The sequence below is a fragment of the Geminicoccus flavidas genome, assembly GCF_009806515.1.
GTDB lineage: Bacteria > Pseudomonadota > Alphaproteobacteria > Geminicoccales > Geminicoccaceae > Geminicoccus > Geminicoccus flavidus.
This window is the reverse complement of sequence record NZ_WUJP01001138.1, coordinates 1-643: the sequence shown is the minus strand read 5'-3', so window position 1 is coordinate 643 and position 643 is coordinate 1. Positions and strand designations below refer to the sequence as shown.

At 69.4% G+C, this 643-nt stretch carries 1 protein-coding gene; it reads right to left on the bottom strand.

What is annotated here, in order from left to right:
• Positions 1-642 (bottom strand): arsenical resistance protein ArsH (gene arsH, locus EQG76_RS31465; protein WP_321573542.1); only part of this gene is annotated, 642 nt, incomplete at its 3' end.
• Between the last annotated feature and the right edge of the window lies 1 nt (position 643).

Here is a 643-nt window from a genome sequence, read left to right as displayed (position 1 = left end):
GACATGGCCACGGGTGAGCAGGGTGAAGCGCACCAGTTCCTCCATCACGTCGACGATGCGGTCATAGTAGGGCGACGGCCGCATCCGCCCCTGCTCGTCGAACTCCTGGTAGGCCTTGGCGACGCTAGATTGATTGGGGATGGTGAACATCCGCATCCAGCGCCCGAGCAGGCGCAGCGTGTTGACCGCATTGAAGCTCTGCGAGCCGCCCGAGACCTGCATGACCGCGAGCGTGCGTCCCTGGGTCGGGCGTATCCCCCCGATGGCCAGCGGCAGGTGGTCGATCTGGGCCTTCATCAGCCCGGTGATCTGGCCATGGCGCTCCGGGCTGCACCAGATCTGCCCTTCGGACCAGATCGCGTGCTCGCGCAGCTCCTGCACGGCCGGGTGAACCTCGCCCTGCACCTGATCGGGAAAGGGCAGGTCGGACGGGTCGAAGATCCGGGTCTCCGCGCCGAAGAAGCGCAGGAGCCGCGCAGCCTCCTCGACCGCGAGGCGCGAGAAGGAGCGCGGGCGCAGCGAGCCGTAGAGCAGCAGGATGCGCGGCGGGTGCCCGTCGCCGGCAAGGCCGGTGCCCGGGCGCGGGCAGGCACAGGCCATGTCCAGGGCCGGCAGATGGTCTGGGTCGGGAAGGTCGCGCAGG